The organism is Bacteroidota bacterium (assembly GCA_016713765.1).
Lineage (GTDB): Bacteria > Bacteroidota > Bacteroidia > AKYH767-A > 2013-40CM-41-45 > Pollutiaquabacter > Pollutiaquabacter aromativorans.
In genome coordinates, this window is sequence record JADJON010000001.1 from 492,337 (window position 1) to 516,533 (window position 24,197).

Here is a 24,197-nt window from a genome sequence, read left to right on the forward strand (position 1 = left end):
TTTGACCAATGAAGTTAGTAAATATTCACATACAAAAGTTGCTTCTACTATTCCTTTTAATAGGGGTTCATACAGCTCAAGCCCAAGTTTGGACACTGCAACAGTGTATTGATACAGCACAGGTTCACAATAAAAACCTGCAAATGAGTAGAAACAATGTTGCTATTGGTGAACAAAGAGAAAAAGAAGCCAAAGCGAATTTAATTCCGAAAGTAACAGCCAATACCGATTACAAATATTTTACAAACCTGCCCTATCAATTAATGCCTTTGTCGACTTTTAATCCGACAGCACCTGAAGGACAGTTTAAAGAAGCCCAATTTGGTGTTCCGCACAACATCAACGCCAACTTGCAACTTTCAATGCCATTGTATAGTCCACAAGTTTATGGAGCTATTCAAACTACTAAAATAGCCTCGGAGTTGACAGACTTGCAATATCAAAGAACAGAAGAGCAAATCTATTTTGAAATTTCAAACCTGTATTACAATGGACAAATTTTGCATCATCAGTTGACTTTTATTGACAGCAACCTGATTAATGCAGAACTACTTCTAAAAAATATGCAACTGCTCAATGAACAATTACTTGCTAAAGGAACAGATGTAAGCAAGGTAAAATTGCAAGTATCACAATTAACCACGCAAAAGGAAAATATAAGCAGTAAATATGAACAAGTTCTAAATGCTTTGAAATTTGCAATGGGTATTTCCATTGAACAAAATCTACAAATTGAAGCGAACATTCAATATCAAAATACAAATGAATATACACCTTCATCAACTTTAGATATTCGTATCATAAAAACTCAAAACCGCTTATTGTCGAGTGAACTCAACACACTCAATAAATCAAGGTATTTGCCTTCGCTAAATCTGATTGGAATGTATGGAACAACGGGCTTTGGTTATAATGGACAACCTACTTCTTTCCTTGATTTTTATCCGATTGGTTTTGCAGGTATTCAGATTTCCTATCCTTTATTTAACGGAACGGTTACGCAACGGAAAATAAATCAGAAAAGGATTGAATTCCAAAATAATGAGCTTCAATTCAGCTTACTTACCGAACAAAATAATATGCAGGTTGAAAATGCAAAACTGCAAAGAAAGATTGCTCAACAGACAGCCGAAACCACTACTAAACAAATCCAGTTAGCAGAGACTATATACGAACAAACTGTTCTTCAACAAAAACAAGGAACAGCAAACCTAACAGATGTTTTGCTTGCTGACAATGCTTTACGTGAAGCACAACAAACTTACCTCTCCGCAGTAATTGATTATCTAAAAGCAGATTTAGAACTAAAAAAACTAACTGGAAATATTTCTAAAAAGAATTAAAACAATGAAAATGAATTGGAAAAAAATAATAGGAATTGTTGCAGTTGTTGCAATCGTTGTCCTTGTTGTTTTTAAGCTAAAAACCAACAAAGAAATTACACAAGGCAAAGTTTATCAATACGATAAAGAACAAGCTATAAATGTTCAGGTAGATACATTGCAATTGGAAAATGTGAACGCTGAATTTTCTTATTCAGGAACATTTGAACCTAATAAGGAAACGAAAATAAGTGCCGAATTACAAGGGAAAATCAACACCATTTTAGTTGATGTTGGAAGTATTGTAAACAAAGGACAATCATTAGTGCTGTTGGATAACTCATTATTGAAACTGCAACTGCAAACTATTGAAGTGCAAATTGAAGGCTTGGAAGCCGATGTAAATCGTTATACCATTTTAGCTAAAGCAGATGCCATACAAGGCATTCAGTTAGAGAAAGCAGAGTTAGGTTTGAAATCTGCAAAAGTGCAAAAAACCACTTTGTTGGAGCAGATAAACAAAACCACAGTTAAAGCACCTTTTAGCGGAGTAGTTACGGCAAAACTAAGTGAAGAAGGAGCATTCGCTGCACCCGGAGTTCCATTGCTTCAAATAACTGACATTACAAATTTAAAATTCACTGTAAATATTCCCGAAAATGAGTTAAGCAAATTCAAATTAAATCAAAGCTATCCTGTAGTAGTAGATGCTTATCCTGATATTCTATTAACGGGGAAAGCCACTATGATAGGTAGTAAAGCAAATATGGGCAGTAGTTTTCCAGTTCAGTTTACTGTATATAACACATCAGATTTGAAAATAAAATCAGGGATGTTTGGTAAAGTGAATTTAAAAAGTGATAAACTAGGAAGGGGCATTATTATTCCAGCGTCAGCAATCGTAGGTTCTGAAAATCAACCGCAAGTTTACATATTGAAAAATGGCAAAGCCCTTTTGCAAAACATCACTATATCAAATAAGATAAAGAATAAAGCAGTTGTTTCAAATGGATTAAATGAAGGTGAAGTAATTGTAACGAATGGCTTCATCAATCTTTTTGATGGTGCAAATGTAACTGTTAAATAAAATCAGCAAAAATGAATATTACAGAAATATCAATCAAACGCCCTTCGCTGATAATCGTGCTTTTCAGCGTATTTACTTTATTAGGTTTTATAGGGTATAAAAATTTGAGTTACGAATTAATGCCTGATTTTAATCAGCCAGTAGTTGTAATTAAAACTGTTTATCCAGGTGCTGAACCCAACGAAGTAGAAACATCTGTTTCACGAAAAATTGAAGATGCTTTATCCAACTTGGAGGGTGTAGATTACTTGGTTACTAAATCGTTGCCAAATGCCTCAATCATCATAGCCAATCTGAAATACGGGACAGATTTGGATAAGTCAATGCAAGACGCACAACGCTACATTGACAACATTCGTAAAGATTTACCACAGGATGTTTTAAGTCCTGTAATGAGTAAAGTTTCGCCAAATGATTTGCCTATAATGTCAATTAGTGCAACAAGTAATTTATCTACTACTGAGTTTTATCAAAAAATGAAAGATGATTATCTGCCACAAATTCAACAAATAAAAGGCGTTGCAGAGATTACCGTTTTAGGAGGAGAAGAAAGAGAAATTCAGGTAAAAATAAATCAGGACAAACTGAAATTGTATAAAATTTCAATGGTTCAGGTTGTTGAAGCAATTAATCGTTCGGGCTTAGACTTACCTGCCGGTAAAGTGCTAACCGAAAAAGAAAACAATTCCGTTCGTTTAACCGGAAAATTTACATCATTAGAAGATATTAAAAATGTTCAAGTGGCGATGCCTGTAATGGGCAGTCCTGTTTATGTAAAAGATGTAGCAGATGTTATTGATGGCATAAAAGAAACAACTTCTATCAGTCGTTACAATGGCAAAAACGGTATCGGTCTTTTATTGAAAAAGCAAGGAGATGCAAACGCTGTAGATGTTTCAAAATTAGTTCGTGAAAAATTCAAATCCATTGAGCAACAAAATGCGAGTTCAGGTGTAGAATTTATTATTGCAGACGATAGCACAGACAACACTATTGCAGCAGTTAATTCAGTTGTTTTTGATTTGATATTAGCGGTGATATTGGTTTCATTGGTTATGCTATTATTTCTAAGAAGTTTTAGAAACTCATTAATTGTTATCGTTGCAATTCCAACATCTTTAGTTACAGCGTTTGCAGTAATGTGGCTTTTAGGCTACACGCTTAACCTAATGACCTTACTCGCAATGTCTTTAATCATAGGCATTTTGGTCGATGATGCAGTGGTAGTATTAGAAAATATTCAAAAACATTTAGACAAGGGAAAAGATAAACGAATTGCTGCAATGGATGGTCGTATGGAAATTGGCTTTGCTGCATTGTCAATTACATTAGTTGACGTAGTGGTATTTTTACCAATTCTTTTTTTACAAGTGTTTGTTGCAGATATGCTCAAACAATTTTCGGTAGTTGTAGTAACTTCAACACTCACCAGTTTATTGGTTGGTTTTACTCTTACACCTTGGTTGGCTTCACGTATTGGAAAGAAAGAAGATTTACAACCAACTATTTTTTTCAATCGTTTCTTGCTTTGGTTTGAGCATCAATTAGAAAATTTCACCAATTGGTATGGCAGACAATTAGAATGGGTTTTAAGCCATAAATTAATTTTCACAGGAATTGTTTTGTTGCTTTTTGTAATGACTTTAGGCATTATGAAGCAAGGCATCATAGGTAAAGAATTAATATCAACAGGTGACCAAGGCAAATTTAGAATGGCTTTAGAGTTTGATAAATCCACATCTATACAACAGAACAACTTAATTGCTCAAAAAATTGAAGCATACATTATTCAACAACCTGAAGTAGCAACAGTATTCAGTAATATTGGTGGACCAAGCACAGGTATTGGAAGTTTGGGTGTTGGTTCTGCAAACAAAACAGAATTTACCATTCAATTAAAATCTAAGAAGGAACTGCATAATTTGTCTACCGAAACATTTATGAAATCCCTGCGAGAAGATTTGAAATCAAAATTTCCGAGCATAAATTATTCAATGGCTGCACTGGGTTTAATACCTCGTTCCGCCCCAATTGAAATTACATTAAGCGGAAGCAACTTAAATCAAGTGATGAAAAGCGGAAACGAATTAAAAGCGATTATTGAAAAAATGCCTGGTGCGGATAACATTCGCTTATCAGTTGAAGCAGGTAGTCCCGAATACAAAATAATTCCCGACAAAGATAAAATGCAACGATTAGGTTTAACTACCGCTTATGTTGGATTGAACCTAAGAACAGCATTTACAGGCAATGATGATGCTACCCTAACCGAAAACGGAACAGAATATCCTGTGAGAATTTGGTTAGCTGAATTTAGCCGACAAAATTTTGAGGATGTTCAACAACTTTCTATCATTAACCCAATGGGAATACCAGTTGAAGTTTCACAATTTGCAAGCGTAGAGCAAGACAATTCCCCGTCATTATTAGAACGAAAAGACCGACAACCTGCTGTTACTTTGACAGCAGACGCATTAGGCAGACCATCAGGAACAGTAGCAGAGGATGTAGTAGCATATCTCAAAGAAAATCCATTGCCAAACGGAATACAAATGACTTGGGGAAGTGACATCAAAAGACAGAATGATAGTTTTGGAGCATTAGGTTCTGTTTTACTCATTTCGTTTTTGCTGATTTACCTGATTATGGTAGCACTGTATGACAGTTTTGTTTATCCATTTGTAGTTTTGTTTTCTATACCAGTTGCAGCAATTGGGGCGTTTTTCGCTTTGAATTTGTCGTTAAGCAATTTAAGTTTATTCGCCTTATTGGGTTTAATTATGCTAATGGGCTTAGTGGTCAAAAACGCTATTCTAATTGTCGATTTTACCAATCAATTAAAAGCAGAAGGTAAACATTTTAAAGAAGCCTTAATCATTGCAGGAAAAGGTCGTATGCGACCAATCCTAATGACAACTCTTTCAATGGTTGTTGGTATGCTTCCCATTGCAATGGCAACAGGAACAGCAGCAGAATGGAAAAACGGACTTGCTTGGGTAATCATTGGCGGACTTCTATCATCTTTAATTTTGACCGTGTTTTTAGTGCCTATGGTCTATTATTTAGTTGACACAACGAAAGAAAAAATAAATCGTAAAAAATAATTGAAATGAAAATAACAATCATAACACTACTCGCATTTTCGTTTTCACTCACACTTTATTCATTTGCCAAACCGAATGCAAAAACATTTTCCTTAGCAATTGAGGTGAAGAATTTACGGAATGAAAAAGGCGTGGTTCAATTTGCACTTTATAACAAAGACGGCTCAATCCCAGATGAAGATTATGAAAACTATTACAAAATTGTAAAAGGCGAAATTGTGAATGGTTCATCAACAATTACTATTGAAAATATTCCATCAGGTAAATATGCTGTTAACATTTTACACGATGAAAACAAAAATGGTAAAATTGACAAAGGATTTATTTTGCCGATAGAAGGTATTGGTTTCTCAAATTTTCAATCAATTGGCTTGACAAACAGACCTAATTTTTCAAAAGCAAGTTTTGAGTTGAAAGAAAACAAGTCAATTAATGTAAAGGTGATTTATATGTAAGACAGTTTAGCCATCGCACAGGCGTAAGCACATTTGCAATTCGCACAAGCCAACGCACAGACCAAAAATTGCAAAAGAGCTTACACCTTTACCCCCAAAGAAAAATTATTTTTTTAAAATTTCCTTCCCTTCTTAAATTTTTAAAACCGCTACCCACAGCCGACACATACGCAGCTCGACAATTACAGTAAAACCAACGGCAGACAACAACTCTGCAACCTCGACAGACAGAAGGCCAGCTTATAACAACTAAGGCTTCGTTGCGTCCGCCGTCGGCGGACGGACAATGAAGCCGCAGTTGCACGGAACCCCGCTTTCGCGGCGCCGTGCAGGTGACTATGGGTATTCAATGTGTTGCGTATGCCGGTTTAGTGCCCGTGCCGATCAGGCTTAGTTGGTCATCGGTACCGGATCCAGGGGGTTCAGGTAACAAAAAGTCGTATCACTAATCGTTTCAGTTGGCAGATTTTGATGGTTAGACAATACAATCCTGGCCCGTCGTGCAGGTGATTTTTTTCATGGGTGTGCGGATGAGGTCGTTAGGTTCTTGCAGCGGTCCGGCGGACCCCGGTGGTCGTGATGCCTTCTGAACGACGTAAAGGTACGTGCGGACATTTACATTTGAACGTTCGCTCAAAAGCCGGTCGCATGAAGTCTGTTAACCTGGGTCGCATGATCCGCCTTGCCGGAGAGGTGTTTTCGGCTCGAACCGATCCTGATCAATTGGATGTGGACGAAGCCGTCATCGAGCGGTTGCAGTCCCTGCATCCTGCGACCTTGTCCGAGCATGTTGAAGGAGATGGACCGGTCGTTTGGATCCTGCTGATCCCCACAACCCGGGAAACGATGGACTTGTTTTTTGATCACAAGATTGGAGAACGCGAATTACTGGACCGGACTCATCCTGGCGAACACGTTGACGCCTTATACCTGTGTTCGGCTCTGGTGTTACCGGAGTTCAGAGGAAAAGGCCTGGCGCAGCAGGTGTCGCTCGCCGCTATCCGGGCCATTCGACGGGACCATGCGATTCGGTGGTTGTATGTCTGGCCCTTCAGCGAGGGAGGAGACGTTCTGGCAAAGCGAATCGCTGAGGTGGTGGGGTTGAAGTTATATGTGCGTAAGAACCCTCGGGTTAGTACCGAATCGGCCTGAATGGTTCATGAATGAAATAGGAAAGCGCCCGGTATTCCGGGCGCTTTCTCATTATTTGAATTATTTGTTGTTCTTATTCCACGACCACTTTCACATACTCGTCGTTCCCGCCATTGCGAATGTGGAGAAAGTACACACCCGGTTTGAGTTGGTGAAGGTCCAGGGTCTTGCTGTACGATTCACCGCCGGTTTCTTCGGAGAACTGAACGGTCTTGCCGAGGGCATCCGACAGGCGGATCGTCACGTTGCCGGCTGCAAGATTCTTTGAACGTATCTCAAGACGATCATGCGCAGGGTTGGGGAACACCGTGACGCGGTCGTTCGTCATCGCAATGGCCGCACGGGTGACCTGACACTGGATGAAGTCAACGTTGAGGGCGTCGAGGCTTTCACAGCCGTTGACGTCCGTTGCGAGGACAGAGTAGTTGCCGGCTGTACCGACATTGATCGCCTGCGACGTTTCGTTCGTGTTCCAGAGATAAGACTGGAATCCGGCTCCGGCGTCCAGCGTGACGTTCATGCCGAGGCATTCCACGACGTCGTTGCCGAGTTCAACAAGCTGGGCGCGGTTTTGGTATCCGATCGCGACCTGGACGTAGGCCGGACAACCGGTATAGTCGCTGACCATGACCGTATACGTTCCGGGCGCAAGGTTGTTGACCGTAGCGGTCGTGTCACCGATCGGCATCCAGAGGTAGGAATACGGAGCGATGCCGCCGGAACCGCCTACCGTTGCCGAACCGTTATCGCCGTTTGAGCAGGTTGCATCGGTCTGAGATACGGCAAAGGCGTTTACGCCTGTAGCATTGATGAAGGCGTTCAACACGGTGCTGCATCCGTTGGCGTCAGAAACCGAGACTTCGTAGAAACCGGGGGTGAGTCCGCTGGCAACGCTACCCGTGCTGACGCTTGGGTTCCAGGCGTAAGTGAAGGGGGCGGTACCGCTAGTCACGATCACTTCGAGCACACCGTCTGCAGCATTGCACGTGGCCGGCGTGCTGTTGAGCGTCGCGACAATCGGATCGCTTTCATTTACGGTTGCAGATGAGGTGGCGGAACACTGGTTGGCATCTGTCACCACAACTGTATAGACGCCCGGTAAGAGATTGGTGGCAGTAGCGGAAGTTTGAGCGGGAGAGGAGTTCCAGTAGAAATTATATCCCGGCGTTCCTCCCAGTGCAGATGCGGTTGCTTCACCCGGGCCGCTGGTACAGGTAACAGTCGAACCGGTGGCGCTCACCGTGAGCAGATCAGGTTCGGTCAGCGTGAAGCTGGCAGTCGCGCTGCAGCCATTAAGGTCCGTTACCGTGACACTGTAATTTCCAGCCGACAAGCCCGTCGCGGTTTCAGTCGTCTGTCCATCACTCCAGAGATAATCAAAGGGAGCCACACCGTTCGAAGTAGCGGTGATGCTGCCACTCGCATCCTGGAAACAACGGAGGTTGGTTACAGTTCCGGCGGCGGTTGCGATGTTTACGGTAACAACCTGGTCGGCAACCCCGGCAAGGATGCATGCGTCACCACCGATAATCCGGCGAAAGAAAGTCTTTTCAAAGAGCGGCCCGATCTGGCTTCCCAGAAGGTTTTGGGAAGTAGCTCCCGGAATGTCATTCCAGGTAACGCTGTCGGTGCTGATCTGCCATTGGTAGGTGGCTGCAGAGCCAAGTGAAGGATAGCTAGAGCCGGTTCCGTTACGGGAGATTTCTGGAAGTACATAGGCCGGTTCAGAGCCGCTCAGGTCGCCCGGCGTGTTACCTGCACAAATACCCTGCGTGCCGGTGATCGAATTACCCAGCAGATCCGGAGGGTTGGCCCAGACGACCAGCCCGGGTTCGTAGAGGCCCACGTTACTGTTCTTCGTGGTGTTCAGTGCGCCGGTGGTCAGCGGGATGTTGTTGCTACCCGAGGTTACGATCGTGTAGATACGGCAGTTGGAGAATTTGATGCCGCGTTCTCCTACCGGATCATAGTCGTCGTTGCTGCCGCCGTAGTAGGTGCTGAACACCAATGATGAAAGATCGGAGTTGATCTTGGTAAATGTCTTGTCGTTGCTTCCCAGGTTAGTAGTCTGCAAAGGCGTGTTCGGCAGGCCGCTGACCGGAAAGTCGCTGCTGCCGGAGTAACCGAAGATGTACACGTCGTTATTCTGGTCTGTGTTCAGACCCATCATGTTTCCCTCACTACCGGTGCCGCCGAGGTACGTCGATGCGACAAAATTCTGGTTCGTATCCATGCGGCAGACGAAGAAGTCGTTGCTGCCGTTCTGCGTATTGTCGAGTACTCCGAAAGAGGAGATATTCGAAGCGGCGAGGCCTGTTGTGATACCGCCGAAATATAACTGGTCTTTCAGCAGGCTGAACTCCATGCAGAGGATCGAGGTGCTGCGGTTGCTGGCCGATTGGAAGTAAGACGACCAGGCTACGTTACCGTTCCCGTCAAGTTTCTGGAGAATACCGCTTTGACTGCCAGCGAGTGTTGACTGGCGCGCGTTGCTGACCGGGAAGTTGGTAGAGTTGGTATAACCGCCGAGAAAAAGATCGCCGTTGGCGTTGTTCAGCAACATGATAGTGGCAACATCCGCAGAACTTCCACCATAGTTCTTCATCCACTGTACCGATGAAAGGTCCTGATTGAGTTTGAAGATCAGGATATCCGCGTTGCCGGCATTGCTGTTCGAAGCACCTGAACCGCTGTACAGGGTGGCCAGATTCGTACTGCGCGTGTTGCCGCAAACCACCGGGTTGCCGGTTGCATCAAGACGAATGTCGAAGGAACCTTCATCCTGGTTGCCACCGATCACGGCGCTTTTGATAGAAGCTCCATCTGGCGTGATCTTGGTGACGAATATGTTGTTGACGGTTTGACCGCGCTGGTCGACGCTGCTACCCGTAAACGCGCCACCGCCGATCAGCGGATAATTCGAGCTGGAGGTGTAACCGGTAATGTATAGATTGCCATCCGGACCCTGTTCCATCGCATAAGGATTGTCATCGCCGCTGCCGCCAAGATACGTCTCCCATACACGCGTACCAGATTGGCCTACCGCGGAGGGTTCCAGATATTTTCCGACGATCATATCAAGATTACCATTGGCCGTTTCATCGAATGCCCCTACTGTGATCTCGTCAGTAGTGCCAACAACTCGGGCTACCATGTAGATGGCTCCATCGGTAGGATCTACCCAGATGCAGTGGCCGTGGTTGTCGCTACTCGAGTTCGTATTCACCCAGGTCGCCCAACGGAGCGCGATCGGATCGATAATGACCGGATAAGCCGGATCGTATTTACCAAGCTGGAATCGGAGAATGTTGGTTTGAACCGTATAGGCTGCGCTGACGAATTCCCGCTGACCGTTGATCTGCTGATACGCAACCGGAGCGGGAACCGCGATATCACCGACAGATGTCGCGAGCACAAGTCGTCCGTCTATCACCTGTAGTTCCTTTAAGCCGTCGAACGATACCGCAATGCGGGAAGCATCAAACCCCGGTTTGCAGATGATGTCATATTCCATTGTGCCGTCTTCGGCAGGGTAGTAGCGGACATCCACGTTGCGGTAGACATTCCGGTACCACACTTCCTGAAAACTCTGAACGCCCACTGCAGACTTGTTTCCCATGAAGAAATTCATCGGGTCACCGTGTGCGTCTCGTCCTTCCACTTTCATCGAAGCCGAACTGTTGAGGAATCGCATCATCCAGCCGTGTCCGCGCAGATTGACGTTCAGCGCACGTGCCGGAAGCCCGTCATGGATCTCTTGTTCAATGCGTTCACCATCTTCACGTCGAGCTTCAACAGAAGCGGGATCGTAGGCTTTGATCAGCATCCCCTGCGGGGTAGCGATCGCCTGGCCGAGCGGGAAATCCGCCTTGAAAAGGACGCCCTGCCGGTACTGCCCCTGGTTGCGGGTGAAATAGATTTTCTCGTCGAAGCGGTTCAGCATATTGTTGACCGCAGCGTCCGATGCTGTAAAATCATGCAGCGCGCCGGCTTGCGATGATTTTCCGCTAAAAAGGATCAGTCCCAACAGGAGGAAGGCCAGTTGTTGCATCCTTCCGGACATGGTTGTCCGAGATCGATCTTTTCGATCGTTTTGAAGTGTTTTCATTGCAGAAGTGTAGTTGTGTGAATGCATCGAATGAAGCTGATTTAACGTGGGCAAAGTAGCTTCCCGATGGGCCGAAGCTCAATTATATTCGGCGATCATGCATTCCGGATGTGTCAATGCAGCAATCTGTATTGTGAAAAGGCGGACTAATGAATTTGTATGATGATGGGGATTTTATTGAAATGGACCCAATTCACCGCCTATAATATGTCGAAGAACTGCCCGGAATAATCTTCAATCTGCAATTAATCCTTACACCAGCCTTTTTCGCTGACACTTCACCCGGATAATGGGAGTTGATTTATTGCAATGCTACCAAGGCTGAATACCTGAGGCTTTTCTAACTACGAGGAATCAGCGACCGTTTATGCATTGCTTCCGAGTAGTAATCGGCTGATGCACATGGATGCCAGGGTTGATTCACACCACGTTGAATTTGCGAAAACGTTAACCGTATACGATTAAGAGAATTTAGTTTCGACCGATATAAAAAGAAGAGCGGTCGTTATTCACGACCGCCCCTCATACATTTTCCTACAGATCAATTCAAGACCAGCACAGAAATAGCAACAAGCCGGTCGCTAAGGATACTCACGATGTAGCTCCCTTTTGGCAGATCCTCGACGTCGAACGAACACTGCTGTTCGCCTTGTGTGACGACACGCCGGAATTCGCGGCCGGTGAGATCGTATAGCGTGATGGTGGAAGATCCCTCAGCGGGCAAGCCTTTGATGGTAAACCGGCCGCTGGAAGGATTGGGAAACAGCCGAACTGACGATTTGGAATCGTTCATGGAACCGAGCCCCGTAAAATCGCTGACCGGCCGCATCCAGGTCGAAGCGCCTGCAGTGGCGGCAATCAGGTTGACGCCGTCGCTGACCACATCATAAAGGTTGGTGTTGACGAGCCCGTTGTTGAATTCCTCCCAGGTTAGACCGCCGTCGCCGGAGATGAAGATACCGGCGAAATCGGAGCAGGAATACAGGTAGGTGCCATCCGAATAGAGTCGTCGGATATACAAAGAACCCAATCCGTTGTTAATCTGTGACCAGTTGGCGCCGCCGTCATCCGACATGAAGACGCCATCGCCGTTGGTTCCGGCGTAGAGGTTGCCGTTCAGGGACACCAGGCTGAATACCGAAAGGTTGGTCAGACCATTGTTAACGACATTCCAGTTTGCTCCGTCATCCGTAGTACGAAAGACACCGGCAGAATACGTGGCTGCGAAAACCTCTGTTCCCGTATTGGCCAGCGAGGAGATGACCTGGGTGGTGAGGCCATTGTTCACTTCTGACCAATTCGCGCCGTCGTCGTCCGAGAAATAGACTCCTCCGCCGATGGATCCGGCAAAGAGTTTGTTTCCATACGAAGTGAAACATCCGATATTGGGATTGGTGATGCCGTTGCCGGATGGCGACCAGCTCGCGCCATCGTCCGTAGAAACATAGACGGATGAATAGTTGGTTCCGCAAAAGATCTTGCTGCCGTACACATAGAGATCCTGTTGGTTCACTTCCGTGAAACCGGTATTGCTGCTCGACCAGTTAGCTCCGCCATCGCTGGAACGGACCAATCCGCCGTCTTCGAGAATGCAGATCAATGAGGTTCCGGTTTGGACAATTCGTGTAACCTGCGCCGCCAGCATACCGTCTGACATATCGGTCCAACTGGTTCCACTGTTGGTGGACTTGAAGATGCCTGCACCGGAACCGGCCCAGAGATTTCCATTCTCTGAATACACGGAATATCCCTGCGGATTGAGGATGCCGGTGTTAATCTCCGTCCAGTTGTCGCCGTTGTCGGAAGTTTTCCAGAAACCATAGCCGTAGGTGCCGACGTAAAGTTCCGAGCCGTAGTATTCCATGGCGGGGAAATAATAAACTGTCGGCATGCCGGTGTTGGCGGGTTCCCAGTTCGCGCCCTGATCGGAGGAGCGATAAACTCCGTCGGATGAAATGGCCGCGAAGATGTATCCTCCGCCCGCGGAAATTGCCTGCGCGATCGTGCCGGTGATGCCGTTGTTTACTGCAATCCAGTTCGCGCCGCCATCTGTTGACTTAAACACTCCCTCTCCGTCGGTGGCAACATACAGATCGTTGCCGTCATGCTCAATGTCATAGAGCGTAAGTGTAGTGAGTCCGTTGTTGGAGGGATTCCAGTTCATACCGCCGTCCGTTGAAACGAAAACGCCGCTATACCCGCTAGCGGCATAGTAAATGCCGTTTAGTAAGAGGATTTCGGAAACGGCATCGTTGATCCCGTTGTTGGAAAGGGTCCAGTTTACGCCTTGATCCGTAGAATAAGCAACTCCATTATTGGTTGCAGCGAAAATGGTATCGTTGCTGATGAGGAGGTCATAGTAATCATAATAAAGCAGATCGAAATTGACTCGGGACCAGGTTCCGGCGACATCGGTATAGCGGAAGAATCCGCCGCCGCGGGTACCGGCATATCGGTAATCGTTGTCCGAGGCGATGGACGAGACATATCCCGAGAAGGGGCCATTCAACGGTTGCCATTGGGCCAGCGAAGATTCCGTTGCCAACAGCAATAGGAAGACCTGGATGAGCCGAAGCGCGTAGCGATTTTTCATTGGATCGAAGTGTAGTGGATGAAGTGACAAGATCGATAGAAGGGATTGTTTGTGCAAACGAGTGATTAATTCAGCAAAAACCCCCTCCGGATTCACCGGAAGGGGGCAGGTGTGTGTCATTTCAGAAAAGCTCGTCAGTCATGGAGAGTTGCAAATGTGTTGCCGAGGAGGAGCTTGTCGAGTCCGATAGCGCCCAAAACTTCTGCTTCGATGTTTTGGAAGTCACGACCGGAAGTAGCGAGTGCTTGCTTGCCGGATTGGTTGCCGGCTTTACTGAAGAAGTAGCAAACTGCAACTTCCTGGTCCTTTTCGCTTCCGATAGCGGTCGAGATGGCATGGTCCTTTGCTATCTGTTCCAGTTGCTGGAGCTGGCTGCCGCTGAGCCTCAATTCAGCCTGGGGAACTGCGGTGTCGTGAAGGCCGAGGAAGCGAACGATGCCTTTCTTGGAAACCATCAGTTTGTATGCGGCTTTTCCGGCAAGCGCCGACTTATCGATCTGGATCATGACAACATCGTCGGCATCCAGTTCTCCGTGTAAGGCAGGAGTGAAATCGAGCGCTCCCTGGTCATGGATCGATTTGGTGTCGCGTGCATCAAAAGGAAGGTCATTGCGGCGGCGGTCTTCGGCGGTTCCTGCATCAGCACGAAGGTCGCGGATGCCGGCGCTTTGGCTGGGTTCGAAACCATCCTCTTTGGTACAGCTGGTAAGGCCGGTGGTAGCAAGTGCAAGCAGTGCGGCGGCGAGGCGGAGGTGGGACAAGGTTTTCATGGCGTGGAGTATGGAGGGTTTGTGTTTTCTTGTTGTGGTTGCTCGTGTCGAGCGGTTTGTTGTTGTAATCTGTTGTAATGATACTGCCTTAGGAAGCGGGGTGTGGATCCCGCCTGAACAAGTGGCGGGTTGACCGGATAATTGGCGGGAAATGACTTGGAAGAGGACGAAACAGGATTCGGAACCTTTGATAAAATCATCCCGGGTAAGGCGTACGCGGGATCGGCCATCATATCCCGTTCCCTTAACCTATTCCAAGGTTCCGGTGTGGAGCCCCGGATGCTGCAGGATTGTTGAAATTCAGGGATTGACGTTCCCCCGCAGCACCCAGTACAAACCTTTTACATTGGTGCGCCATGTCTTTAGATAGCACGTGATGATGATCTCTTCAGCCAATTCAAAGAAAGTGAAGGTGACAGCGGTATAAAACAACGGGTAGACCGGGGTGGGCAACAAAAAGAGTAAAATGAAAAAACACCCTTGAAGTATGGCGGAGAGCTTAGCAAGATAGGTGTGAAAACTGGTCGTCTTGCCAAAGCGGATCAATGCGATGGCGGTTTGTACGAGAAACATACCGCCCAGGAAGATAAAGTAGAAGAGATGGTCGTGAAAGAATACCCCTTTGAACACGTACATCCCGATGAATCCTGCCAATACGGTAAGGTCATCACCCACCGAATCGAGCCGGCTGCCCCAAACGCTTTCAACATGAAAGCGGCGAGCAAGGTAGCCATCGATGAGGTCGGTGAAGAAGCTGATCCCGAGCAGCCATTTGAACCAATCCTCCTCACCGGTGAAGATCAGCCACACCAGCACCGGAGCCGCCAGTACCCGGTAGCTGGTGATGCCGTTGATAAGGTAATAGGAGGCTCGAGCCATCCGGATAATGCTAAAAAGTAAAGTTATTGATTCGTCCGGATTGAGAAGAATGGTTTTCCGTTCTGCTCCAGGGCGGGTGGAGATCGTTCAGCTTTCGATTTCCGGCGATCAGACCCGTTTCCTGGCATCCGAAACACTCTTCGCGGGTACTGGTTGAAAAACTGTAAGACTTAAGCCGATTTATTTCTGACCGGAGCCGTCCCGCTTCGGGCCAACGGGTATCGGGATGCCTGGGTTTTTGTAAGAAAATCTCTCTACAGACGCTCTACAGGAGGCATGGATGATCCGCAACCCGGCTGTGTTTTTCATTTCAACGCGTTTCTCCTCCTGCAATATCGGGTATGGACTGAAAGTAAGCCGAGGGAAATGCGCTAACGAATCATGGTGCGTTTCGTCTTTATTGTAACTATCCGAAGTGGGTTCGGTGGCTTGAACGCCAGTTTCCTGCCGACGGTCGGCTAAATTTTTATTTGAATGGAAATGCATCCTCGACTTTTTCTCCGGGCATCCCTTGCGACTGGTTGTCGCAGTTTGATGATCTTCCTCGCCTTTCTCACCTTCCCATTGGCTTCGTATGCCACGCACATCAGCGGTGCAGATATCACCTACCGATGGATCAGCGGTAATACGTTCGAACTCAATCTCACCCTGTACCGCGATTGTTCTGGCATCGCGGCCCCGAACAACGTTTCCGTCAGTTACTCCTCCGCCAGTTGCGGCTATAACCTGAGTGTTACGCTGAATAAAGTTCCGGGCACCGGGCAGGAGATCTCACAAGCCTGTTCCACCTCGGTGACCACTTGTGCGGGTGGCACCTATCCGGGTATTCAGAAATGGGAATACCGCGGTAATGTTACGCTGCCGGCGCAATGCACCGACTGGCGATTCGGTTATTCCATCTGCTGCCGGAATTGTGCTATCACCACGCTGGTATTCGCCGGCGGAACCTGCGCGGGATCTCCCGCCCTCTATGTCGAGGCTACGTTGAACAACGTCGCAGCGCCGACCAACTCTTCTCCGGTATTCTCCAACATCCCGGTCTCTTTCCTGTGTATCGGACAGGTGTTTCATTACAACCACGGAGCTTACAATACCGATGGTGATTCGATCACCTATTCGTTCATCACTCCGCGCTCAGCCGCCAATACGAACGTAACATTCAACGCCGGTTACACGACTAACAGCCCACTCTCTTCATCGCCCGCGATGTCGATTGATGCAAGCGGCGATATTACCGTCGCCCCGACGCAAACGGAAGTCGGCGTGCTGGCCATCATTGTCCGCGAATACCGGAACGGCGTGTTGGTCGGCAGTGTGATCCGCGATATGCAGATCTGGACCGTCCCCTGTAGTAACCTGTTGCCAACGGCCACCGGCATCAACGGTACGAACAACTTCCAGATTGTCGCCTGCCCGGGCCGGCCTTTGAACTTTACGGTCAACTCAGCCGATGCGAATGCTTCGCAAACCGTGTCGATGAACTGGAACTATGCGATTCCCGGAGCGACTTTCACGCCTTCAGCAGCATCAAGACCGGTGGGCACATTCTCCTGGACGCCGACCATCGCCGATGCACGACCGCAACCGTACAGCTTTACCGTAACGGTGCAGGACAACAACTGTCCGAGTGCGGGATTCCAGACGTATTCTTATGATGTGCTGGTCCCCCCTTTGAGTGCGACCGCCACGTCCACCAATTCCCGTTGTTCAAGTCCTGTGAACGGAACTGCAACGGCATTGCCCGTCGGAACAGGCCCCTATCAATACGCCTGGTCGCCTGGCGGCGCTACTACTGCAACTGCCAGCAACCTCGGTCCCGGAACCTATACTGCCACCATCACGGATACCTATGGCTGTACTACCACAGCATCGACTACTCTCACCGCTCCACCTCCTGTTGCCATCAGTATAGCAGCACAGGCAAATGTCTCTTGCAGAAACGGCAACGATGGCGCGGCGGCCATCACCGCTTCGGGTGGAACCGCACCTTATACCTATAGTTGGTCACCCAACGGCGGGACAGCATCTTCGGCTTCCGGACTTTCTGTCGGTAACTACGCAGTTACGGTTACTGATGCGAACGGCTGTACGCGAACGCAAACCGTCACGATAACGCAACCTCCGGCGCTAACGGCCGCGACCAACGGACCGGTCAGCTTATTGTGTTTCGGGGATGCCAACGGTAGTGCAACGGTGACGTCGTCTGGCGGAACGTCTCCCTATCGTTATGAATGGGCATTCAATGGAGCAACCACGGCAGGCGTGACCGGATTGGGTGCCGGAAGTTATAGCGTGACCGTTACCGACGCCAACGGTTGCACCACCACATCCAGTGTTGTGGTCAATCAACCGTCCAACCTGAGCTCATCTACGAGCACGACGCCTTCTACATGCGGCAGCGCGAACGGATCAGCGAGCGTCGCCGCTTCCGGCGGAACCGGACCGTATCAGTATACCTGGTCACCTGGTGGACTAACGACCTCGACGATCAACGGTATTGCTGCCGGCGCTTATTCCGTTGTTATCACCGATGCGCACGGATGTACCGTTAGCGATGCGGCCGGGGTATCGAACCTCGGCGGACCGACTGTTTCCGTAGCGGGTTATACGAATGTCGCTTGCAGCGGTGGTGCCAATGGATCCGCATCGATCAACGTGACCGGCGGACAAGCCCCGTTTACCTATCAATGGTCGCCTGGCGGCGGGACCGGAGTTTCGGCCACCGGCCTCCAGGCGGGTAATTACACGATCACCGTCCGCGACCGCAACAACTGCCAGTCGTCGGTGGTGGTCGAGATCACTGAGCCGGCGCCGCTGTCGCAAAATATCCAAAGCACCGATATTGCCTGTAACGGAGGAAACACCGGCACGGCAACAGTGACGGCTAGCGGAGGAACAACTCCTTATACTTATTCATGGAGTAACGGAGCCGGCAATGCCGCAACAGCTTCACTTCTGGTTGCAGGCAATTATACCGTGACGGTCACGGATGCGCACGGTTGTACGTCAACGCAATCGGTCGCGATCACCCAGCCGCCAGCACTGACAGCCAGTATCACGTCCAATCAACCGGTATCGTGTTATGGTGGAAGTAACGCCACCACGACGGTGACTGCGGGAGGCGGTACGGCTCCTTATGATTACAGTTGGTCGCCTTCCGGGGGAATGCTGTCTACGGCTACCGGTCTTGCTGCCGGTTCTTATACCGTCACCGTGCGGGATGCCAATAATTGCATACGCAGTGTCCCCGTCACCATTACTCAGCCGAACGCCTTGCTTGCGTCGGTCGGCTCGACCACCAACGTGAGTTGTAACGGTGGCCAGAACGGAACCGCCTCGACCAATGTCAGCGGCGGTACCGCTCCTTATCAGTATGTATGGTCACCGATCGGGACGACAACGGCTAACGTAACCGGCCTGGCGGCTGGATCTTATTCCGTCAGCATTACCGATGCGCGGGGTTGCCAAACGGTAACCGCTGCCATCATCCAAGAGCCCCCGCTCTTGCAAACGACCGTCCTGGCGCCGGTAGACGTTTCTTGTTATGGTGGCAATGACGGTAGTGCTACGATTGTTGCAACCGGCGGAACGACACCTTATACCTATAACTGGTCAGCAGGCGGATCGGTTTCAACATCTGCCAACGGATTACCCGCAGGCTCGTACACGGTTACGGTCACCGATGCGAATGCTTGTTCCAATACCGCACTTGTCGTCATTAACCAACCCGCGTTGTTAAGTGCAACACCCACTGTGCAAAACAGCCCATTGTGTTATGGCGACAATTCCGGTGCTGCATCGGTATCGGTGAGCGGCGGAACGGGTCCTTATACCTATCAATGGTCGCCATCCGGAGGAACAGATACACTGGCATCGTTTCTCCCGGCGGGAATTTATACCGTCGCGATTCGCGACGCTAACGGTTGTACCAGCACTGCGAGTGCGACCATTACGCAACCGCCATTGCTGACCGCCGCTGTCGCTACGGTCGATGCTACCTGCGGCGCTTCGAATGGCAGTGCATCCGTAACACCTGCAGGGGGAACCGCGCCTTACACCTACTTCTGGAGTCCGGGTAACACTACGACTTCTTCGATCAGTTCCGTGCCGGCGGGTAGTTACAGTGTTGTCATCACCGACGCGAACGGATGTCGCCTCATACAATCGGTGGCCGTATCGAATATCGGCGGACCTACTTTGGCCAACGGAAGTGTTGTGCCGGTACTTTGCGCTGGAGCCATGACGGGCGCGGCAACTATGCAAGTGAGCGGCGGTACTGCTCCTTTTCAGTATCAGTGGTCGCCATCAGGCGGAACAGGGTTGAATGCTACCGGACTTGCCGCGGGAACGTATTCGTTCACCGTTCGGGATGGCAATAACTGCGTCAGCGGATTAACGGTGACCATCACCGAACCACCACCTCTACAGGCGTCCGCCTCGTCGGTCAATGCACTGTGTGCCGGTACCGGTACCGGCGCGGTTACCGTCACCACCAGCGGAGGTGTCACCCCCTATACCTACGCCTGGAATGCCGGCGGACATACAACAGCCAATGCCACGGGTCTCTTCGCCGGAACGTATGCGGTGACTATAACCGATGCACATGGCTGCACGACCATGGTCAGCGCAACGGTTCAGGAACCCACACCGCTGTTTGCGGCCAACGGTCCAGTCACCCAGATTTCCTGTCAGGGCGCGAACGACGGCACTGCCAGTGTTAGTGCAAGCGGAGGCACTTCTCCGTACTCGTTCAATTGGTCACCGATCACCAACAGCAGCGCTGTTGCGAGCGGACTCTCTCCCGGCAACTACCAGGTGATCGTCAGCGATGCCAACGGCTGCGCAGCAACGGTCTCGATCGCCATCACCGAACCACCCGCCTTGATCAGTTCGATCAACGCGGTTACCCAGGTGCTGTGTTACGGCGGGAACAACGGAAGCGCTACCGTCACGGCAAGCGGAGGAACTACCCCATATCTATACCAATGGTCGCCCGTCGGTACAACCGCTGCGCAAGTGAACGGCTTATCATCAGGGAATTATTCCGTGCTGATCACGGACGCGAACGGTTGTACGAGTTCTTCGAATGTGCAGATCACCGAACCGCCTATGCTGTCGGGATCCGTACTCAACGTGATTCCGGTCTCGTGTAATGGTGGTACCGATGGCGGCATCTCGGTCGGCATTACCGGAGGAGCAGGTTCATACGCCTATCAATGGTCGCCTTCCGTCTCCACGGGCCCCTCGGCCGGTGGTATAGGACAAGGTCAATACTCGGTAATCGTCACCGATGCGCATGGTTGTACGGTTGCTCTCTCGGCCGCAGTGCCGGAGCCGCCTCCTTTGGTAACAACCGCTACTCCGATTGTGCAGGTGTTATGCTACGGAGGACAGGACGGCAGCGCGAGTGTTTCGGCTTCCGGCGGAACGGCTCCTTATACCTATCTGTGGAGTCCGACGGGCCAAACGACCGCGCTGGCAACAGGATTGGCCGCGGGTAACTACACCGTCGTCGTTCGAGATGCGAACGGATGTCAACGAACCGAGTCGATGCAGATCACGGAACCTTCCCTGTTGACATTATCGCTTGCATCAACACCGTCCACTTGCGGATCCGCCAATGCTACGGCGAATGCAACACCCGGTGGAGGCACAGCCCCCTATTCGATCAACTGGACGCCCGGCGGATCATCGTCCGTCTCGCTTAGCGGCATCTTTTCCGGGAATTACACCTCGGTGGTCACCGATGCGAACGGCTGTACGACGAGTTCAAGCATCCTGATCAACGACCTTCCGGGACCAGTAGCGTCGCTCGCATCATCGACGGATGTAAGTTGTAACGATGGACAGGATGGCGCCGCAAGCGTCACGATCAGCGGCGGCAGTTCACCGATTACGTATCAATGGTTACCCACCGGTGGGTCTTCTTCCAGCGCTACGGGCTTGTCGGCAGGACAATATTCCGTCATCATCACCGATGCAAACAATTGCGTTCAGACCGTTGGCCTGACGATCTCCGAACCGGCGCTGCTTACTTCTGCCGCCGCCGCCAGCCAGATGGTTTCGTGTTATGGCTTGTCCGATGGAGCGGCTTCAGTCAATGTGACCGGAGGGACCGCGCCGTATCGTTACCTCTGGTCACCCTGCGGATCCACCACCAGTCAGATCACGAATTCGCCTGCGGGCAATTATTCCGTGGTCGTTACGGACGCGATGGGTTGTACTACGACGGCCGCGGCTACCATCACGGAACCAAGCTTGTTGACCGCCAGCACCAGCGCTACCCAATCTACCTGCGGCAATGCGGATGGAAGTGCGAGCGTTATCGCTGCCGGCGGTTCAGGTGGATATACATACCTCTGGCAGCCGGGCAATAGTGCACAAACCACTGCGGGCGGACTTTCAGCAGGCGCGTATACTGTGACTGTCACCGATGCGAACGGCTGTATGGCCACCGCCATTGCCGCCGTTTCCGACATGGGCGCTCCGGTCATTCAGCCCGGCCCGATCATTCCGGTCAATTGTCCCGGCGGTAGCGATGGTTCCACTTCTGTGACCCTTACGGGCGGGACCGCTCCCTTCCAGTATCAATGGTCCGGAGGAGTTGCCAGCGGCAACGCTGTGAGCGGACTGAGCGCCGGCGCTTATTCAATAGTTGTGACGGACGGCAACCAGTGCGTCGCCGTTCAAAGCTTTGTCATCACAGAGCCTCCGCCCATCGAACTTTCATCGCTCTCCCTGCCGGTTTCGTGTCATGGCGGAAATGACGGAGCCTTGCAACTGACCACCGGCGGAGGAACTCCCGGCTACTCCTACCTGTGGTCGAACGGAGCAACCAGCCAAACCGCGACGATGCTCACCACCGGAAATTATAGCGTCGTGGTGACCGACGCGCACGGCTGTACGTCCAGCCTGAGCAATGTGATCACTGAACCCGATGCGATTACAGCCAGCACAAGCAGCGTCCCTGTACTTTGCAACGGCGGAGTCGACGGCGCCGCCGAGATCGCCGTCAACGGCGGAACCCCACCGTATAATTATGAATGGGCAGGTATCGGCGTGCAGCAGCCGCTGGCTGTCAACTTGCGTGCCGGCATTTATGCCGTCCAGGTCACCGATGCGAACGGTTGTACCCGTACGGAAACCGTGACGATCGCTGAGCCTGCGGCATTGCAGTCTGCATCGAATGCGGCGGCAGTGCGCTGTAATGGAGGTAGCGACGGATCGGTCAGCGTTTCTGTTCAAGGCGGCACCTCACCTTATACTTATCAATGGAGTACCGGTGCAAGTTCTTCCAGCGTGGATCAACTCGCGGCCGGCAACTACAGCGTAACGGTTACCGACGACAACGGCTGTACCATTACCGGCGCGGTCGCGGTCACGGAGCCACCTGCTTTGCTGCTTTCAACGCAAGGTGACGCCTGGTTGTGTATCGGCCAGTCAACGCAGATCCAGGCAAGCGCCGCCGGCGGCACTCCCGGCTATGCATTCCTCTGGAGCAATGGCGCGCAGACGGCCAATCAGACCGTACAGCCTGCAGCTACCAGTACGTATGCGGTTACACTTACCGACGCGAATGGATGTATTGCCGGTCCGCAATCCGTCGTGTTGCAATTGTATCCTGCACTGACGGCGATCGTATCGAATGCAGATACACTTTGTCCGGGCGATCCGGCAACGTTAACGGCCTTTGCCAACGGCAGTAATGGCGGGCCGTATTCCTACACTTGGAATACCGGTGCGTTGGGACCTTCGATCACCGTCACACCAGCTACGACTACGCTCTATACGGTGACGGTCAGCGACCAGTGCGGCAGTGCGCCGGTGCAGTTGCAGGTGCCGGTGAACGTGGTTGCTGCGCCTTCCTCGAACTTCCTGCCGAATCCTGCGAGCGGTTGTGTTCCGTTCACAGTACAATATGTCAACAATGGCAACTTGCCGGCAGGAACCAGCTATCTCTGGGACTTCGGTGATGGCGCCACGAGCACCGACCGTAACCCCGCGCATACATTCGCGCAGCCGGGCGCGTACACAGTGCGGCACTTCGTGATCACACCACTGGGCTGCGCGTCGCAAACGCTCGTACCTGCCGCGGTGAATGTTCATCCGAATCCGATCGCCGATTTCATCGCGCAGCCGGAGGAAGTATCGATCTTCCGTCCACGCGTGGAAATGATCAACAACAGCCTGCGTTCGGTACGCTGGAATTGGGATTTCGGCGACGGCCTCGGCAACTCCGCCGAACGTGAACCGGTCTATACTTATCGGGACACCGGTAACTATACGATCCGACTGGTCAGTCGAACGGAACACGGTTGTCCGGATACCACCTATCGGTCGATCCGGGTGAAAGGCGAGTTCGCCGTTTATATCCCGAACACCTTTACGCCGAACAATGACGGCATCAACGAACATTTCAAGCCGCTTTGCGTTGGTGTGAAGGATTTCGAACTCTGGATTTACGACCGCTGGGGTGTGAACATCTTCTCCACCTCCGACCTGGAAGCGGGTTGGGACGGGACGACAAAAGGCGGAAACCGGTTGTGTCAGCAGGATGTGTATGTGTACGTCATCCGCCTGAAGGATCCGGAAGGCAAGACACACCAGTATATCGGACACGTGAACCTGGTGTATTGATCCCGCTCCCGGATTGTTCCTGTCGTTTGCCTGAGGAGCGGCACTGACTTCGATAGTTTTTCAGGAATTGAATTTTGTGGAAATTGAGCC

At 50.0% G+C, this 24,197-nt stretch carries 10 protein-coding genes; 6 read left to right on the forward strand and 4 right to left on the reverse strand.

Annotated elements, in window-relative coordinates; all coding sequences use genetic code 11:
• Positions 1-8: 8 nt before the first annotated feature.
• The 5 genes from IPJ96_02015 (at position 9) to IPJ96_02035 (ending at position 7,120) form a co-directional block, all read left to right on the forward strand.
• A complete protein-coding gene (locus IPJ96_02015) occupies positions 9-1,343 on the forward strand; it encodes a TolC family protein (GenBank protein ID MBK7909123.1) in 1,335 nt (444 codons plus the stop codon).
• A gap of 10 nt (positions 1,344-1,353) precedes the next feature.
• A complete protein-coding gene (locus IPJ96_02020; GenBank protein MBK7909124.1) occupies positions 1,354-2,409 on the forward strand; it encodes an efflux RND transporter periplasmic adaptor subunit in 1,056 nt (351 codons plus the stop codon).
• 11 nt (positions 2,410-2,420) lie between these two features.
• The gene (locus IPJ96_02025; GenBank protein MBK7909125.1) at positions 2,421-5,513 is read left to right on the forward strand and encodes an efflux RND transporter permease subunit; all 3,093 of its coding nucleotides are present in this window, start codon (positions 2,421-2,423) and stop codon (positions 5,511-5,513) included.
• A 5-nt stretch (positions 5,514-5,518) separates the two neighbouring features.
• A complete protein-coding gene (locus IPJ96_02030) occupies positions 5,519-5,968 on the forward strand; it encodes a DUF2141 domain-containing protein (protein MBK7909126.1) in 450 nt (149 codons plus the stop codon).
• A gap of 648 nt (positions 5,969-6,616) precedes the next feature.
• On the forward strand, positions 6,617-7,120 hold the full coding sequence (locus IPJ96_02035) for a hypothetical protein (protein MBK7909127.1): 504 nt from the start codon (positions 6,617-6,619) through the stop codon (positions 7,118-7,120).
• A gap of 73 nt (positions 7,121-7,193) precedes the next feature.
• On the opposite strand, the gene IPJ96_02040 is transcribed toward IPJ96_02035, so the two are convergent.
• The 4 genes from IPJ96_02040 to IPJ96_02055 all read right to left on the reverse strand — a co-directional run bounded on the left by IPJ96_02040 (position 7,194) and on the right by IPJ96_02055 (position 15,470).
• Positions 7,194-11,183 carry a T9SS type A sorting domain-containing protein gene (locus IPJ96_02040; GenBank protein ID MBK7909128.1) on the reverse strand — a complete coding sequence of 1,330 codons (3,990 nt, stop codon included), beginning with the start codon at positions 11,181-11,183 and terminating at the stop codon, positions 7,194-7,196.
• 586 nt (positions 11,184-11,769) lie between these two features.
• Positions 11,770-13,821: a T9SS type A sorting domain-containing protein gene (locus IPJ96_02045; GenBank protein MBK7909129.1), complete on the reverse strand. Its 2,052-nt coding sequence runs from the start codon at positions 13,819-13,821 to the stop codon at positions 11,770-11,772.
• 134 nt (positions 13,822-13,955) lie between these two features.
• Positions 13,956-14,591 carry a hypothetical protein gene (locus tag IPJ96_02050; protein ID MBK7909130.1) on the reverse strand — a complete coding sequence of 212 codons (636 nt, stop codon included), beginning with the start codon at positions 14,589-14,591 and terminating at the stop codon, positions 13,956-13,958.
• 300 nt (positions 14,592-14,891) lie between these two features.
• Positions 14,892-15,470 carry a CDP-alcohol phosphatidyltransferase family protein gene (locus tag IPJ96_02055; protein MBK7909131.1) on the reverse strand — a complete coding sequence of 193 codons (579 nt, stop codon included), beginning with the start codon at positions 15,468-15,470 and terminating at the stop codon, positions 14,892-14,894.
• Between the two features lie 474 nt (positions 15,471-15,944).
• Here IPJ96_02055 and IPJ96_02060 point away from each other — a divergent pair, with 474 nt between their 5' ends.
• Positions 15,945-24,107: a gliding motility-associated C-terminal domain-containing protein gene (locus IPJ96_02060; GenBank protein ID MBK7909132.1), complete on the forward strand. Its 8,163-nt coding sequence runs from the start codon at positions 15,945-15,947 to the stop codon at positions 24,105-24,107.
• Positions 24,108-24,197: the final 90 nt, after the last annotated feature.

Coding starts and splice junctions, on each gene's coding strand:
- IPJ96_02015 (MBK7909123.1), top strand. CDS start 9: ATGAAGTTAGTAAATATTCACATACAAAAGTTGCTTCTACTATTCCTT.
- IPJ96_02020 (MBK7909124.1), top strand. CDS start 1,354: ATGAATTGGAAAAAAATAATAGGAATTGTTGCAGTTGTTGCAATCGTT.
- IPJ96_02025 (MBK7909125.1), top strand. CDS start 2,421: ATGAATATTACAGAAATATCAATCAAACGCCCTTCGCTGATAATCGTG.
- IPJ96_02030 (MBK7909126.1), top strand. CDS start 5,519: ATGAAAATAACAATCATAACACTACTCGCATTTTCGTTTTCACTCACA.
- IPJ96_02035 (MBK7909127.1), top strand. CDS start 6,617: ATGAAGTCTGTTAACCTGGGTCGCATGATCCGCCTTGCCGGAGAGGTG.
- IPJ96_02040 (MBK7909128.1), bottom strand. CDS start 11,183: ATGTCCGGAAGGATGCAACAACTGGCCTTCCTCCTGTTGGGACTGATC.
- IPJ96_02045 (MBK7909129.1), bottom strand. CDS start 13,821: ATGAAAAATCGCTACGCGCTTCGGCTCATCCAGGTCTTCCTATTGCTG.
- IPJ96_02050 (MBK7909130.1), bottom strand. CDS start 14,591: ATGAAAACCTTGTCCCACCTCCGCCTCGCCGCCGCACTGCTTGCACTT.
- IPJ96_02055 (MBK7909131.1), bottom strand. CDS start 15,470: ATGGCTCGAGCCTCCTATTACCTTATCAACGGCATCACCAGCTACCGG.
- IPJ96_02060 (MBK7909132.1), top strand. CDS start 15,945: ATGGAAATGCATCCTCGACTTTTTCTCCGGGCATCCCTTGCGACTGGT.